The following is a 15410-nucleotide window of genomic DNA, read 5'->3' on the forward strand; positions in this document are numbered from 1 at the left end:
GCAGCGTCATGATCGTACGGATCATGGGGGAGGGCCAGGTCAAGCTGGCCGACAGTCACTTCGTCGAACTGAACGAGCTCGACGACGTCCTCCTCAAGGAGATGGAGAGCGGCGACGGCCCCGGCTTTCGCACGACCCTCCACGCGCTCCTGGACAAGGTGCGCGAGCTCGGCACTCCGCTGCCGGACGACTCCCTGGAGCCGTCCGAGCTGATCCTGCCGGCGCCCGACGCCACGCTCGAAGACGTACGGGCCATGCTCAGCGACGGTGGGCTCATCCCCAACTGAATCCACGGGACGGCCCCGCCGGGCCCGTGGAACGCCGCACCAGTACCCCGCACCCCTGCCCCGCGCCCGGTCCGCCGGACGCGGGGCAGGGGCGTTCCCGTCCGCCGCCCCGGGAAGACCCCGCCCCCGATGACCGGCCGCGTACCGTAGCTGGACGTGACCACCCTCTCGTCCGGCTTCGCGCGCGCCCGCCGCTGGCTCCGGGACCATCCCCTCGCGTTCGACGCGACCCTCGCCCTCGGCTCCCTCGTCGCGATGATCGCCGGCTCGTTCGCGGACCCGGGCACCGGACACGGGCCGACCTTCGGCACCCGCACCCCCGAGCCGTTCAGCGTGCTCATGATGGTCCTCGCCGCCGTGGCGCTGGTTCTGCGGCGACGGCGTCCGATGGCGGTGCTCGCCGCCACCACGGGCCTCTCGGCCACCGAGTACATCCTGATGGATCCGCCCGCCCCGGTCGTCATGAGCACGGTCATCGCCCTCTACACCGTCGCCTCGCGCACCGACCGCCCCACCACCTGGCGGGTCGGGCTGCTGACCATGGGGGCGCTCACGGCGGCCTCCATGTTCTTCGGCTCGACGCCCTGGTACAGCCAGGAGAACCTCGGGGTGTTCGCCTGGACCGGGATGGCCGGGGCCGCCGGGGACGCCGTACGCAGCAGACGCGCGTTCGTCGACGCCATCCGGGAACGCGCCGAGCGGGCCGAGCGCACCCGCGAGGAGGAGGCCCGCCGCCGGGTCGCCGAGGAGCGGCTGCGGATCGCCCGGGATCTCCACGACGTCGTCGCCCACCACATCGCCCTGGTCAACGTCCAGGCCGGGGTCGCCGCCCACGTCATGGACAAGCGCCCGGACCAGGCCAAGGAAGCGCTCGCCCACGTCCGCGACGCCAGCCGCTCCGCGCTCAACGAACTCCGGGTCACCGTCGGTCTCCTGCGCCAGCAGGGCGACCCCGAGGCGCCCACCGAACCGGCCCCCGGGCTCGCTGTGCTCGGCGAGCTGGTCGACACCTTCCGCAACGCCGGGCTCCCCGTCGAGGTGGCGGGCTCCGACCACGGGAACCGGCTGCCCGCCGCCGTCGACCTGGCCGCGTACCGGGTCATCCAGGAGGCCCTGACCAACGTCCGCAAGCACGCGGGCGCCGGGGCCAGGGCCGAGGTGAGCGTCGTACGGGTGGGCGCCACCGCCGAGGTCACCGTGCTCGACAACGGCCGGGGGGCCACCGCCCGGCGGCCCGGATCCGCGGCCGACGACGACCTCGACAGCGGCGGTCACGGCCTGGTCGGCATGCGCGAGCGCGTCACGGCCCTCGGCGGGGCCCTCACCGCGGGGCCTCGGTACGGCGGCGGCTTCCGGGTCCATGCGATCCTTCCCGTCGAGGCCCGCACGGGTGAACCGGAGCGGCCGGGCACAGCGGGCGGGACGGGGCTCTGCCGATGACCCAGCCGACAGCGGAACCGACACCGGTACCGGCACCGGAACCGACGGCTGTTTTGCAGCGGGCCCCGATCAAGGTGCTGCTCGCCGACGACCAGGCGCTGCTGCGCAGCGCGTTCCGGGTGCTGGTGGACTCCGAGCCGGACATGGAAGTGGTCGGCGAGGCCGCCGACGGGGCCGAGGCCGTCGAGCTGGCCCGCGCCACGGGAGCCGACGTGGTGCTCATGGACATCCGGATGCCGGGCACCGACGGACTCGCCGCCACCCGCATGATCAGCGCCGACCCGGAGCTGTCCGCGGTGCGGGTGGTCATGCTCACCACCTTCGAGGTCGACGAGTACGTGGTCCAGTCGCTGCGCGCCGGAGCCTCCGGCTTCCTCGGCAAGGGCGCGGAGCCGGACGAACTCCTCAACGCCATCCGGATCGCCGCGGCCGGCGAGGCGCTGCTCTCCCCGGCCGCGACCAAGGGGCTCATCGCCACCTTCCTGGCCCAGGGAGGCAGCTCGGGGGAGGGGCCGGACAGCGCGGAGTACGCCGAGCGGCTGGCGGCGCTCACCGGCCGCGAACGCGAGGTGCTGGTGCTGGTCGCGGGCGGCCACTCCAACGACCAGATCGCCGAGCGGCTCGCGGTCAGCCCGCTCACCGTCAAGACCCATGTGAACCGGGCGATGGCGAAGCTGGGAGCCAGGGACCGGGCCCAATTGGTGGTAATCGCCTACGAATCGGGCCTGGTGCGTCCCCGGGCGGACTGACCGGGTGGAGGTTCGGCGTACAGCGGCGTACTCCACCTGCGGTATGCGCGGCATAAGAAAGCAGCCCGGGGGGCGACGTTTCGGCGGCGCGGAGCGGAGATCGTAGGACTGGGCTGGAGGTTCGGGTCCCTGACGTTCTCCCCCTCCCGCCGTCTGCCGCGTACGCCACAGAAGAGAGACCCACCCATGTCCTGGCTGTCCAGATTCAGCCTCGCGCAAAGGGCCCTGATCGGGCTGATCTCGATCGTCGCGCTGGTCTTCGGCGCGATAGCGATCCCGCAGCTCAAACAGCAGCTGCTGCCCACCATCGAACTGCCGATGGTCTCGGTGCTGGCGCCCTACCAGGGTGCGTCTCCCGATGTGGTCGAGAAGCAGGTCGTCGAGCCGCTGGAGAACTCCCTCAAGGCCGTCGACGGCGTCGAGGGCATCACCTCCACCGCCAGCGAGGGCAACGCCCTCATCATGGCGACCTTCGACTTCGGCGACGAGGGCACCAAGCAGCTCGTCGCCGACATCCAGCAGGCGGTGAACCGCGCCCGCGCCCAGCTGCCCGACGGAGTCGACCCGCAGGTCGTGGCCGGTTCCACGGACGACATCCCGACCGTCGTCCTCGCCGTCACCTCCGACAAGGACCAGCAGGTCCTGGCCGACCAGCTCGACCGCACGGTCGTCCCGGCCCTGGAGGACATCGAGGGCGTCGGCCAGGTCACGGTGGACGGTGTGCGCGACCTCCAGGTCTCCGTCGTCCCCGACGACAGGAAGCTCGCCGCGGCCGGCCTGGACGCGGGCACGCTCGCCCAGGCCCTCCAGACGGGCGGCGCCACCGTGCCGGCCGGTTCCTTCTCCGAGTCCGGCAAGAGCCGCACCATCCAGGTCGGCGGCGCCTACACCTCCCTGAAGCAGATCGAGGACCTCCAGGTCGTCGCCAAGGACCCGGCGGGCGGGGCGCCCGGAAAGCCGGTGCGCCTCGGTGACGTGGCCGAGGTGAAGCAGGAGCCGTCCACGGCGGTCTCCATCACCCGCACCAACGGCAAGCCGAGCCTCGCCGTGATGGCGACGATGGACAAGGACGGCAGCGCCGTCACCATCTCGGACGCCGTCAAGGACAAGCTCCCCGACCTCCGCAAGGACCTCGGTGCGGGCGCGGAGGTGACGGTCGTCTCCGACCAGGGCCCCGCCGTGTCCAAGTCGATCTCGGGCCTGACCACGGAGGGCGCGCTCGGCCTGGTCTTCGCGGTCGTCGTGATCCTGGTCTTCCTCGCCTCGATCCGCTCGACGCTGGTCACCGCGGTCTCCATCCCGCTCTCGATCGTCCTCGCGCTGATCGTGCTCTGGACCCGCGACCTGTCGCTCAACATGCTCACGCTCGGCGCGCTCACCATCGCCATCGGCCGGGTCGTCGACGACTCGATCGTGGTCCTGGAGAACATCAAGCGCCACCTCGGCTACGGCGAGGAGCGCCACGCGGCGATCATCACCGCGGTCAAGGAGGTCGCCGGAGCGGTCACCTCCGCCACCCTCACCACCGTCGCCGTCTTCCTGCCCATCGGTCTGGTCGGCGGCATGGTCGGCCAGCTCTTCGGCTCGTTCTCGCTGACCATCACCGCGGCGCTGCTGGCCTCCCTGCTGGTGTCGCTCACCGTGGTGCCGGTGCTGTCGTACTGGTTCCTGCGCGCGCCCAAGGGCACGCCCGGCGACGCGGCGGAGGCCCGCCGCCTCGCGGAGGAGAAGGAGGCGGCCAGCAAGCTCCAGCGGATCTACGTCCCGGTCCTGCGCTTCGCGACCCGCCGCCGGGTCACCAGCCTCGTCATCGCCGTCGCCGTGCTCCTCGGCACCTTCGCGATGGTCCCGCTGCTGAAGACGAACTTCTTCGACGCCGGCGAGCAGGAGGTCCTGACCGTCAAGCAGGAGCTGACCCCCGGCACCAGCCTGGAAGCCGCCGACGAGGCGGCCCGCAAGGTCGAGAAGGTCATCGAGCAGGACAAGGGCGTCAAGGACTACCAGGTCACCGTCGGCTCCTCCGGCTTCATGGCCGCCTTCGGCGGCGGCACGGGCGCCAACCAGGCTTCCTACCAGGTCACCCTGAAGGACGCCGCGGACTACGAGGACGCCCAGGACCGCATCGACGAGGCCCTCGGCAAGCTCGACGGCATCGGCGACACCACCATCGCCGCCGGCGACGGCTTCGGCTCCCAGGACCTGAGCGTCGTGGTCAAGGCCGCAGACGGCGACGTCCTGAAGAAGGCCGCCGAGGCGGTCCGCACCGAGGTCGCCACCATCAAGGACGTCACCGACGTCCAGAGCGACCTGGCGCAGAGCGTCCCGCGCATCTCGGTCACCGCCAACGACAAGGCGGCCGCCGCCGGATTCGACTCCGCCACGCTGGGCGGCGTCGTCGCCGGAGCCGTACGCGGCACGCCGGCCGGCACGGCGACGCTCGACGACACCGAGCGCGACGTCGTCATCCGCTCGTCCACCCCGGCCGCCACCATGGCCGAGCTGAAGGCCCTGCCGCTCGGCCCGGTCCAGCTCGGTGACATCGCCGACGTGAAGGTGGTCCCCGGACCGGTCTCGATGACCCGGATCGACGGACAGCGATCGGCGACGATCACCGCCAAGCCCGTCGGCGACAACACCGGCGCGGTCAGCACCGATCTCGCCAAGAAGATCGACGCCCTGGACCTCCCGGAGGGCGCCACCGCCACCATCGGCGGCGTCAGCGAGGACCAGAACGAAGCCTTCGCGCAGCTCGGCCTCGCCATGCTGGCGGCCATCGCGATCGTCTTCATGCTGCTGGTGGCCACGTTCCGGTCGCTCGTCCAGCCGCTGATCCTGCTGGTCTCCGTCCCGTTCGCGGCGACCGGCGCCCTGGCCCTCCTGCTCATCACGGGCACCCCGCTGGGCGTCCCCGCGATGATCGGCATGCTGATGCTCATCGGCATCGTGGTCACCAACGCGATCGTGCTGATCGACCTGATCAACCAGTACCGCGCCCAGGGCCTAGGGATCGTGGAAGCCGTCATCGAGGGCGGCCGCCACCGCTTCCGCCCGATCCTGATGACGGCGCTCGCGACCATCTTCGCCCTGCTCCCGATGGCGCTCGGCGTCACCGGCGAGGGCGGCTTCATCTCGCAGCCGCTGGGCGTCGTGGTGATCGGCGGCCTGATCAGCTCCACGCTGCTGACCCTGCTGCTGGTGCCGACGCTGTACGCGATGGTCGAGCTCCGCAAGGAGCGCCGCGCCAAGAAGAAGGCCGCCAAGCGCGCCGCGAAGACGGGCGTACCGGACCGGGCGGAGCCGGAGGAGGCCCGCGAGGCCGAGCCGGCGAAGGCCTGACCCGGAAGCCGAAGGGGCCTGTCCCACGCGCATGCGCGTGGGACAGGCCCCTTCGCCGTTCCCCGCGTGGCGGCCGGGCCGCTAGGTTGCGGCCATGGAGATACAGCCCCGCCCCTACCGTCACCCGCACGTCTCCCGGCTGGTCGACCGGTTGCAGGCGGAGTACGTCGAGATCTACGGGTCGCCGGACGACAGCCCCACCGACCCCGGGCAGTTCTCGCCCCCTCGCGGATCCTTCGCGGTGGGGTACGTGGAGGGGGAGCCCGTCACCATGGGCGGCTGGCGGTTCCGCGAGGACGGACGCGCGGAGCTCAAGCGCATGTACGTCACCGACGAGCACCGCGGCCGGGGGCATTCCCGCACCGTCCTGGCGTGGCTGGAGGGCTCGGCCGCCGCGGCGGGAGCGTCGGCCATGGTTCTGGAGACGAACCAGCGGCACCCGGCGGCGATCGGCCTGTACCGCTCGTGCGGCTACACCGAAACGCCCGCCTTCGGCCACTACCCCGACGACCCGCTCACCGTCTGCCTGGGGCGGCCGCTCCAGCCCTGTCAGGTCCGGCCGACCGGCCCGCCGCCGTCGGGCCGGTGACCCTCAGGCGTCCCCGCCCAGCGCCTGAATGATCCGGTGCCACGTCTTCCCGTGCGGGTCGGGGCGGCGGACGCCGAGGGCGACCGTCTCCCGCACCAGCCGGGCCCGGGTCTCCTCGGACGCCTTGTGCAGCAGCGCGGCCAGGTCGTCCGGCTCGAAGCCCTCGGTGGCCCCCGCGAGGACCAGGGCCACCTGCGCGTGGGTGAGCGAGGAGAGCCGGTCGCCGAAGACCTGGCCCTCGATGCCCCCGCCGTGCATCAGCGCGACGCCGTCCCCGGCCTCCAACGCCCGGTCCACATAAGCCTGGAGGGCCTCACGGTCCTCGACCAGGCGGTACGCGGCGTCCAGCCCCTCGGCGCGGCCGATGTCCAGCATCGCGACGTGGGCCAGCGGGGTGTCGTCGGGCGGCTGGACGGTCAGCAGGCGCGGGTGCTCCTCCAGAAAGGCCCGCGACTCCGTCCAGTCCGCGCACTCCAGCCACTGGGCCAACTGCTCCCGCAGGATCAGCGGATCGTAGGCGGCGGTCACCCCGTGGGCGAGGACGGCCTCACGCAGCAGGGCGTGCCGCTGCGCGCCGTGCGGGTCCAGCACGGCCAGTTCGTCCAGGGCCGACGCCGCCTCCTCGCTGCCGAGGGCTTCGGCGTGCTCGGACCAGAAGTCGCGCGAGCGGGGCCAGTTGGGCGCGAACATCCACGTAACGACGAGATCCAGCGTCCCCGGCGACAGGGCGAGCCAGTCCGGCACGGGCGTGAAGGTCTCGTCCTCCCAGGCCGTGTGCACCGCCGCGATGTCACCGTACGCGCGCAGCGCCTGCCGGGCCCGTACGGTCACGGTGTCCGCGCCGCCGGTCCTCTCCGCGTCCTCGTCGAGCCAGTTCACCAACTCGGTCACCCCGGTCGCGGGCCAGGGGGCCGGGCAGCGCAGCAGGAAGGCGCTCCGCTCCACGACCAGACGCCGGGCGGTCTCCGGACCGGCCCCGGCGAACTCCTCGACGGTCCCGTCGAACTCCTCGATCGCCGCCGCGTGCTCGCCGGTACGGGCGAGCGCCCGGGCCAGGTCGTCGAGGGCACGGACCAGGGCGGCGTCGGGGGCGCCGGGGACCTCCAGCGCCAGCGACCGGTGGAGGGCCACCGCTTCCCAGAACGCCTCCACAGCCCCCTCGGCGTCCCCGTTCAGCTCCACGTACGTGCCGAGCACCTGGAGCGAGTCGGCCAGATCGGCCAGGACCGCGTCCCCCTGTTCGCGCAGGAGGTCGACGGCCTCCCGCGCCGGGGCCAAGGCCTCCTGCGGGTCGCCGGTGCCGGCCAGGCTCCGGGCGAGGGTGCGCAGCGCGGCGGCGAGGCCGGGGCGGAAGACCGCGGGGCGCAGCGCGGCCGACTGGCGGTACAGGGCGACGGCTTCCTCCGCCACCGGCAGGCCCGCCCCCGCGTCACCGGCCCTGTCGAGGTGACCGGCCAGGCCGTCGAGCGCGGCGGCCAGCTCCGGACGGAAGACGTCCGGCCGCTGCGCCGAGAGCGCGCGGAAGCGGCCGCACGCCTCCTCGGCCGCTTCGATCGCCCCGGAGGCGTCGCTCACGGCCGCGCGGTGGCCGCCGAGGGCGTGGAGAGCCGCGGCGAGCCGGGGGAGGAAGGCCGCCGGGTCCTCCTCGGCGAGGTCGGTGAGGAGGCCGACCGCTTCCTCGGCACGGGGCACGGCCTCCACGACCTCGCCGGCGCCCGCCAGGCGCGTGGCGCAGTTCAGGAGGCAGGCGGCGAGCGCCGGGACGGAGGCGCCCGGCTGCTCCTCCTCGACCAGCTCGCGCTGGAGCCGCACGGCCTGCTGCGCGAACGCCACGGCGGCCGCCGGGTCCCCGGTCTCGGCGACGCGGTCGCCCAGGGCTCCCATGGCCAGGGCCAGCTCCGCCTGGAAGGCGCCGGGGCGCTTCATGCCGAGTTCGGCGTAGATCCGCGCGGCCTCCTTCGCCGGGGGCAGCGCGCCCGTGCGGTCCCCGGCGGCGGAGAGCAGGTCCGACAGCCGGTGCAGGGCCCCGGCCAGAGCGGGCGGGCCGCCGGCGGGGTCCTGCTCGGCGGCGACCCGCAGGCCGCGCACCTCCTCCTCCGCACACGCCAGCTCCGTACGTGCCGACTCCGTACGCGCCTCTCCGGCACGCGCCGACGCGTCGGCGGAGGCGTCCTCCTGCCGCACCTCGTGCCCCGCGCCCGCTCCCCGCGCCTCGTCGCCGACGCCCGTCCCGCGGTCCTCGTAACCCATGCCCCGCCCCACCGTTCTCGCTGTTCGTTCCGCTCAGCCTCATCGGGCTTCGCCGGTCCCGTCCGCGCGAGGGTCTCGCTGCGGTGAGTAGCAGCGTAGTTACACGGTGGTGTCATCGGTCGCCGTATGGGAGAACCGGCCCGACCGGAACGTTCCTGCCGGTACGCGGTACGCGGCACGCCGATACATCCCACCCCCGTGTACGCGAAAGCCCCGGTACACCGACCTGCGGCATACCGGGGCTTGCGGCACTTCCGGGACTTCCGGCGCTTCCTGCCGGACCTGCGCGGCCCTACGGCAGCGCGAGCATCCGCTCCAGCGCGAGCTTCGCGTACTTCTCCGTCTCCGGGTCGACCTCGATCCGGTTGACCAGCTTGCCCTCGGCCAGCGACTCCAGGGTCCAGACCAGGTGCGGCAGGTCGATGCGGTTCATCGTCGAGCAGAAGCAGACCGTCTTGTCGAGGAAGACGATCTCCTTGTCCTCCGCGGCGAAACGGTTCGCCAGCCGGCGGACCAGGTTCAGCTCCGTACCGATGGCCCACTTCGAGCCGGCCGGGGCCGCCTCCAGGGCCTTGATGATGTACTCCGTCGAGCCCACGTAGTCCGCGGCGGCGACGACCTCGTGCTTGCACTCCGGGTGCACCAGCACGTTGACCCCGGGCATCCGGGCCCGGACGTCCTCGACCGACTCGACCGAGAAGCGGCCGTGGACCGAGCAGTGCCCGCGCCACAGGATCATCTTGGCGTCACGGAGCTGCTCGGCGGTGAGGCCGCCGTTCGGCTTGTGCGGGTTGTAGAGGACGCAGTCCTCAAGGCTCAGCCCCATGTCCCGCACGGCCGTGTTGCGGCCCAGGTGCTGGTCGGGGAGGAAGAGGATCTTCTCGCCCTGCCCGAAGGCCCACTCCAGGGCCCGCTTCGCGTTGGACGACGTACAGATCGTGCCGCCGTGCTTGCCGGTGAAGGCCTTGATGTCGGCGGAGGAGTTCATGTACGAGACGGGCACCACCTGATCGGCGACCCCGGCCTCCGTCAGCACGTCCCAGCACTCGGCGACCTGCTCGGCGGTGGCCATGTCGGCCATCGAGCAGCCGGCCGCCAGGTCGGGCAGCACGACCGCCTGGGCGTCCGTGGTCAGGATGTCCGCGGACTCCGCCATGAAGTGGACGCCGCAGAAGACGATGTACTCGGCCTCCGGACGGGCGGCCGCGTCGCGGGCCAGCTTGAACGAGTCGCCGGTGACGTCCGCGAACTGGATGACCTCGTCGCGCTGGTAGTGGTGGCCGAGGACGAAGACCTTGTCCCCGAGCTTCTCCTTCGCGGCACGGGCGCGCTCCACCAGGTCCGGGTCGGACGGGGAGGGCAGGTCGCCGGGGCATTCGACGCCGCGCTCGCTCCTCGGGTCGGCCTCACGGCCGAGCAGCAGCAGCGCGAGCGGTGTCGGCTGTACGTCCAGGGGCTGGGCCGTGGTCACGTCACGCACCCTTTCTAGTCTGCGAATGCAAGATCACTCCGCGGACATCCGCGAAGCGCTTCGGCGAACTCGCCTTTTCGTCTATTTGACGCTATCTATCATAGCCGCTTCGTGTCACGTTGACGATGCCGATAGCGTCGATGTGACGCATCCCCCGGGCGGCACGGTGTGCGAGCATGAAAAGGAACAGACAAGCGCTTGGCCCGGAATGAATCCGCGGGTCTGGCGGTTGAACCGTCGGCAAGCAGTCCGTACAACCCGGGAGAGAAGCAGATGTCCGTATCGGACGAGACCACCACCGTGAGCGACGGCATCCTCCTGTCCGACGCCGCCGCCGGCAAGGTCAAGGGCCTGCTGGAGCAGGAAGGCCGCGAGGACCTGGCGCTGCGCGTCGCCGTTCAGCCCGGCGGTTGCTCGGGCCTGCGTTACCAGCTCTTCTTCGACGAGCGCTCGCTCGACGGTGACGTCGTGAAGGACTTCGACGGCGTCAAGGTCGTCACCGACCGGATGAGCGCCCCGTACCTGGGCGGCGCCTCCATCGACTTCGTCGACACCATCGAGAAGCAGGGCTTCACGATCGACAACCCGAACGCCACCGGCTCCTGCGCCTGCGGCGACTCGTTCAGCTAAGTGCTGCGCGTACGGAGGCGGCCCCGGGATCAGTCCCGGGGCCGCCTCCGTACGTGTGTCCGCTCATCCCGCTCATCCGGCCATCCCGCTCAGCCGCGCGGCACCGCACCGCCCGACGCCGCGTCGATCACCGTGCGGTCGCCCAGCGGCTTCTCCAGGGTCACCGTCCGCGTCAGCTCCTTGGCGATCATGATGCAGGCCTTCTTGCCCTCCTGCGGCTTCTCCGCCACCGAGATCGCCACCTGGCCCGCGCTCTCCTTCGCGCTCGCGGTGTACGTACTGCACACACCGCCCCAGAACGTCACCTCAAGGGTTCGTCCGTCCGCGCCGTACGACGTCACCTTCCGGTCCCCGGAGGGTACGGGCGTCTCCGGCTTCTCGATGAACTCCGGGTCCACGGCGACCTGTGTGACCGTGTTCTCCGGGCCGCCCGGGGCCTGGCGGACCGTGAACAGCCAGGACGGCACCAGCGTCTGCCGTCCGTCCACGTAGTTCAGCGCGAGACCGAACACCGCGTCCTGGACCGTCTGCTCCACCGGCGCCCGCTTGCCGTTCGACGGGACGCACTGGGGGTCCGAGGGCTTCGGCTCGCCCTGGTGCGGTACGGGAGTGGCGCAGCCGCCGACGTCCCGCTCGGCGTCGCCCTTGCCCCGGCTCGCCGCGTTCAGCTGCTTCAGCGCCTCGTCCGCGCCGACCGTCGGGTAGGTGTCGCCCTTCTCCAGCGCCTTCAGGTGCCCGCTGCCGCCGGTCACCTTGCCGTCCGGGCCCACCTGGACGCCGGTCGACCAGCCGTACGTCGGGAGCCCGTCGATCCTCGGGTCGGCGTTCACCACGCGGACGTCGCCCATCAACTGGCCCGCGTTGAGCGCCGCGTCGTCCTGCCCGGTCGCCTTGAGCACCGGGACCGCGGCCGCCTTCGCCGCCGTCTCGCTCACCGGGTCGCCGCCCGGCTCCGAGGCCCCGTTCGCGCACATCGTCCCCGGCGCGCACGGCTTGGACGGGGTGCTGCGGGCGAACGTCCAGGTGCCCGGGGCCTGCTTCGTCACCTTCAGGAGGGCGCCGGGGCCGTCGTCGTCGCCGACCACCCAGGACGTGCCCTCGGTGCGCGGCGAGCCGGGGATGCCCAGCGCCTTCGCCAGTCGGGCGACGTCGCCCGGCGCGACCGCGCCCTTCGCATGGTGGATCGCCGCCTCGTCCGGGCCGTCCGGGAGGTCACCGGCGGCCCGGTAGATCACGGGCGGACCGCCCGGGTCCGGTTCGCCGGGTGCGATGCCGGGGGGAGGGGAGTTCGGGGACGTACTGCCCGGACCGTCCCCGGCGGGAGCGTCCAGGGCCAGCGGCAGGGCCTCGCCCCGCGCCGACGAACCACTGTCCGCCTTGCCGCCGTCGCCCGCGGCGGTCGAGGCCCAGTAGGCCCCGCCCCCTCCGGCCAGCAGCACGGCCGCGGCCACCGAGGCCACCGCGAGCGGCGGACGCCGCCGCCGGGGGCCGGTCACGTCGTTGTCGGGTCGCTCGGTGCTCACCGGATCGCTCCTTCGACTGCGTTGCCGTCGCGGTGCCTACCGCGCGTCCCCGGGCGGGGACACCGATGGGACGGAGCGGAGGAGTGTGCGGTTCCCGCGGCCGGGGCCGACCGGACGCGGGCACCGTGCGATCGCCGCCGGAGTCCGAACGGAAAAGGCCGAAATGTGATGTCGTCCGTCCCGTCCCGGCCGGTCCTCAGTCGCCGTACTCGGACATCGCGTCGATCAGCCGCACCGACGAGGGCGGGACCGTCACCCCGTTGATCAGGGGCGGCTTCACCGGGGAGGGGGTGCTCTTCACGGCCGCCGTCCAGTGCGGCGCCATCCGCGCGCAGTCGCCGCGCAGTGCGGCCAGGCTCAATTCGGACTCGGGCAATGCGGTGTGCTTCGACATATCCGCACCGTAAGCACGGTCGCGCTCAGGTAGAAAGCCCTACTATCGGGTAGTTTCCCCTTTTTCCGGCCGTCGACTCACCCGGTAGCGTGAACTGTCACGTCGTCCCGGAGGGCGCACTCACGGCCCTTCGCCTTCCGCAGGAGTAGCCTCCCCGTGCGTATTGCAGTCACCGGCTCGATCGCCACCGACCACCTCATGACCTTCCCCGGCCGCTTCGCCGACCAGCTGGTCGCGGATCAGCTGCACACGGTCTCCCTCTCCTTCCTGGTCGACAACCTCGATGTGCGCCGGGGCGGTGTCGCCGCCAACATCTGCTTCGGGATGGGCCTGCTCGGCACCCGCCCGATCCTGGTCGGCGCCGCGGGCTCGGACTTCGACGAGTACCGCGCCTGGCTCGACCGGCACGGCGTCGAGACCGGCTCGGTCCGTATCTCCGAGGTACTGCACACCGCCCGCTTCGTCTGCACCACCGACGCCGACCACAACCAGATCGGCTCCTTCTACACGGGCGCGATGAGCGAGGCCCGCCTCATCGAGCTGAAGAGCATCGCCGACCGCGTCGGCGGCCTGGACCTCGTCTCCATCGGAGCCGACGACCCCGAGGCGATGCTCCGCCACACCGAGGAGTGCCGCTCCCGGAACATCCCGTTCGCCGCCGACTTCTCGCAGCAGATCGCGCGGATGGACGGCGAGGACATCCGTATCCTCCTCGACGGCGCCACCTACCTCTTCTCCAACGAGTACGAGAAGGGGCTCATCGAGTCCAAGACCGGCTGGAGCAACGAGGAGATCCTCGCCAAGGTCGGCCACCGCGTCACCACCCTCGGCGCCCGCGGCGTCCGGATCGAGCGGGTCGGCGAGCCGGTCATCGAGGTCGGCTGCCCCGAGGAGGACAGCAAGGCCGACCCCACCGGCGTCGGCGACGCCTTCCGGGCCGGCTTCCTCTCCGGCCTCGCCTGGGGCGTCGGCCTGGAGCGCGCCGCCCAGGTCGGCTGCATGCTCGCCACCCTGGTCATCGAGACGGTCGGCACCCAGGAGTACACCCTGCGCCGCACCCACTTCATGGACCGCTTCACCAAGGCGTACGGCCACGAGGCCGCCGCCGAGGTCCGGCAGCACCTGGCCTGATCAGCTGAGCCGGCGGACCACATGGGCCGACCCGCGGTCCGCCGGCTCCTCGCCCACGTACTCCTGGCCCCGCATCTCGCACCAGGCCGGGATGTCCAGGCGCGCCGCCTCGTCGTCGGCGAGCACCGTCACCGTCGCGCCCACCGCTACCTCCCCGATCACCTTTGCGAGCTCGATCACCGGGATGGGGCAGCGGCGGCCCAGCGCGTCGACCACCAGGGACGCGGCGGGCCCGGGGGAGCTGGGGGGTGTCCGGCGGATCATGACCGGGTCCGCGGCGTCTCGCGGCGTCGAGAGCGGGGCGACCGCGCCGAGCCGCTCGCGGACCTCGGCGACGACCCCGGGCAGGACTTCCAGGAAGCGGTCCACGTCCGCCCCGGCCGTGCCCGTCGGCAGCGACACCCGCACGTTCCCCTCCGAGAGCACCCCCATCGCCCCCAGCACATGGCTCGGAATCAGGGTGCTGCTCGTGCAGGACGAGCCGGACGACACGGAGAACTCCCTCCGGTCCAGCTCGTGCAGCAGGGTCTCCCCGTCGACATAGAGACAGGAGAAGGTGACCAGATGCGGCAGCCGCCGCTCCGGATCACCCACCACCTCGACATCGGGCACCCGCTCGGCCACCACGGCCCGGATCCGGTCCACCAGGGCCCGCAGCCGCACCGACTCCGCCGCCGCCTCGCTCCGTACCGCGCGCAACGAGGCCGCCGCCGCCACGATCGCCGGCAGGTTCTCGAACCCCGCCGCCCGCCCCGACTCCCGCTCCCCGGCCGGTCCTCGGGGTGCGAAGCGCACCCCCTTGCGGACCGCGAGCAGCCCGACCCCGGCCGGACCGCCCCACTTGTGCGCGCTCGCCGTCAGCAGTGACCAGCCCCCCGGGACCGGTCCCCAGCCGAGCGACTGCGCCGCGTCCACCAGCAGCGGCACCCCGGCCTCCGCACAGCGCGCGGCGACCTCGGCGACCGGCTGCTCGGTGCCCACCTCGTGGTTGGCCGACTGGAGGCAGGCCAGCGCGGTGTCCGCCCGCAGCGCCCCGCCGTACACCGCCGGGTCCACGGCCCCCGTGCGGTCCACCGGGACCTCGGTGACCGAGCCGCCCGCCGCCTCGTGGGCCGCCGCCGAATGGAGTACCGACGAGTGTTCGACCGCCGACAGGGCCAGATGGCGGCCGACACGCCGACGCCCCGAAAGAGCCCCGGCAATTCCCGCGTGCACCGCCGTCGTCCCGGAGGAGGTGAAGACCAGCTCGTCGGGACGGCAGCCGACGGCCTCCGCGGCGGCCTCCCGGGCCGCGTCCAGGAGCAGCCTGGCCCGCCGCCCCTCCCGGTACAGACGGGCGGGATCGGCCCAGCCCTCGTCGAGCGCGGCAAGCAGCGCCTGGCGTGCGACGGGGTGCAGGGGGGCGGCGGAGGCGGCATCGAAGTAGGGCACCCCGCCACGCTAGCCCGCACCCGGCCCCACCTCGCCGGGGGCCGTTCCTCCCGGACGGGCGAGTGGGCGTCAGATGGGGGCCGGAGGCCCGGATTCCACTCCATGGGGGTGTCGGGCGGCGCGTTGGGCACCCTCCCCGCGCGACCCCAAATAGCGTCCAGTAGGGTTTGGTCCGCATA

12 protein-coding genes are annotated in these 15410 nt (G+C 72.5%); 7 read left to right on the top strand and 5 right to left on the bottom strand.

The window, feature by feature from the left end:
* Positions 1-8: 8 nt before the first annotated feature.
* From ACIRJT_RS07950 to ACIRJT_RS07970, 5 genes are all read left to right on the top strand, one after another.
* A complete protein-coding gene (locus ACIRJT_RS07950; protein WP_205084654.1) occupies positions 9-287 on the top strand; it encodes a hypothetical protein in 279 nt (92 codons plus the stop codon).
* A gap of 156 nt (positions 288-443) precedes the next feature.
* The gene (locus ACIRJT_RS07955) at positions 444-1727 is read left to right on the top strand and encodes a sensor histidine kinase (RefSeq protein ID WP_403906003.1); all 1284 of its coding nucleotides are present in this window, start codon (positions 444-446) and stop codon (positions 1725-1727) included.
* Positions 1724-2476 (top strand): response regulator, encoded by a 753-nt coding sequence (locus ACIRJT_RS07960; protein ID WP_403906006.1) that lies wholly within the window; start codon positions 1724-1726, stop codon positions 2474-2476. The genes ACIRJT_RS07955 and ACIRJT_RS07960 overlap by 4 nt, the downstream gene beginning before the upstream one ends.
* A gap of 186 nt (positions 2477-2662) precedes the next feature.
* Positions 2663-5812: an efflux RND transporter permease subunit gene (locus ACIRJT_RS07965; RefSeq protein ID WP_403906008.1), complete on the top strand. Its 3150-nt coding sequence runs from the start codon at positions 2663-2665 to the stop codon at positions 5810-5812.
* Between the two features lie 94 nt (positions 5813-5906).
* Complete coding sequence (locus ACIRJT_RS07970; protein ID WP_403906010.1) at positions 5907-6401, top strand: GNAT family N-acetyltransferase; 495 nt, start codon at positions 5907-5909, stop codon at positions 6399-6401.
* A 3-nt stretch (positions 6402-6404) separates the two neighbouring features.
* Here ACIRJT_RS07970 and ACIRJT_RS07975 read toward each other — a convergent pair whose 3' ends face one another.
* Both ACIRJT_RS07975 and nadA read right to left on the bottom strand, forming a co-directional pair.
* Positions 6405-8651, bottom strand: coding sequence for a tetratricopeptide repeat protein (locus ACIRJT_RS07975; protein WP_403906012.1), 2247 nt, complete (start codon positions 8649-8651; stop codon positions 6405-6407).
* Positions 8652-8943: 292 nt separating this feature from the next.
* Positions 8944-10131: a quinolinate synthase NadA gene (nadA, locus tag ACIRJT_RS07980; protein ID WP_403906015.1), complete on the bottom strand. Its 1188-nt coding sequence runs from the start codon at positions 10129-10131 to the stop codon at positions 8944-8946.
* A gap of 264 nt (positions 10132-10395) precedes the next feature.
* On the opposite strand from nadA, the gene ACIRJT_RS07985 reads away from it, so the two are divergent.
* Positions 10396-10752: a HesB/IscA family protein gene (locus ACIRJT_RS07985; protein ID WP_371623013.1), complete on the top strand. Its 357-nt coding sequence runs from the start codon at positions 10396-10398 to the stop codon at positions 10750-10752.
* An 89-nt stretch (positions 10753-10841) separates the two neighbouring features.
* Here the strand turns inward: ACIRJT_RS07985 and ACIRJT_RS07990 are convergent, their stop codons facing one another.
* Both ACIRJT_RS07990 and ACIRJT_RS07995 read right to left on the bottom strand, forming a co-directional pair.
* The gene (locus ACIRJT_RS07990) at positions 10842-12275 is read right to left on the bottom strand and encodes a hypothetical protein (protein WP_403906018.1); all 1434 of its coding nucleotides are present in this window, start codon (positions 12273-12275) and stop codon (positions 10842-10844) included.
* A gap of 196 nt (positions 12276-12471) precedes the next feature.
* Positions 12472-12669: a hypothetical protein gene (locus tag ACIRJT_RS07995; protein WP_403906020.1), complete on the bottom strand. Its 198-nt coding sequence runs from the start codon at positions 12667-12669 to the stop codon at positions 12472-12474.
* Between the two features lie 156 nt (positions 12670-12825).
* On the opposite strand from ACIRJT_RS07995, the gene ACIRJT_RS08000 reads away from it, so the two are divergent.
* Positions 12826-13800: a carbohydrate kinase family protein gene (locus ACIRJT_RS08000; protein ID WP_403906023.1), complete on the top strand. Its 975-nt coding sequence runs from the start codon at positions 12826-12828 to the stop codon at positions 13798-13800.
* Here ACIRJT_RS08000 and ACIRJT_RS08005 read toward each other — a convergent pair whose 3' ends face one another.
* Positions 13801-15231 (bottom strand): cysteine desulfurase/sulfurtransferase TusA family protein, encoded by a 1431-nt coding sequence (locus tag ACIRJT_RS08005; protein ID WP_403906026.1) that lies wholly within the window; start codon positions 15229-15231, stop codon positions 13801-13803. It abuts the gene before it with no gap.
* Positions 15232-15410 lie beyond the last annotated feature (179 nt).

The sequence above is a fragment of the Streptomyces sp. NPDC102283 genome, assembly GCF_044766265.1.
GTDB lineage: Bacteria > Actinomycetota > Actinomycetes > Streptomycetales > Streptomycetaceae > Streptomyces.